General features: G+C 74.4%; 1 pseudogene. It reads left to right on the top strand.

Annotation, left to right across the window (positions count from 1 at the left end):
* Nucleotides 1-391: pseudogene (locus LPA54_RS41555) on the top strand (PAS sensor protein); the annotation flags it as partial.

Below are 391 nucleotides of genomic sequence, written 5' to 3'. Positions count from 1 at the left end.
CTGGAGCGCGCCCTGGCCGGAGCCACCGGCGGCCCCCAGGTCGTCTGCGACCGCCTGGTCCGCTCGGCCGGCGTCACCCCGGACCACGACGACGACGTCGCCGTGCTGGTCCTCCAGCACCCCGCGCGCTCGGGCGCGGAGAGCGAGCTGTTCCGCAACGCCGCGCTGGAACTGCTCGGCGGGGTCGAGGCGGCTCCCCGCGCGCGTGCCTTCGCGTCCGGTGTCCTGACCAGCTGGCGCTTCCCCGCCGAGCTGCACGATCTGGGCGTGCTGGCGGCCAGCGAACTGGTCGCCAACTCCCTCCAGCACGGCACACCCCCGATGCGGCTGCGTCTGCGCCGCACCGACCGCCGTCTGATCATCGAGGTCACCGACGGAGACGACCATCTGC

Source organism: Streptomyces sp. DH12 (assembly GCF_020873895.1).
In the GTDB taxonomy this organism is placed as follows: domain Bacteria; phylum Actinomycetota; class Actinomycetes; order Streptomycetales; family Streptomycetaceae; genus Streptomyces.
The sequence above is the reverse complement of the archived record's forward strand: the minus strand, read 5'-3'. Positions and strand labels throughout refer to the sequence as shown.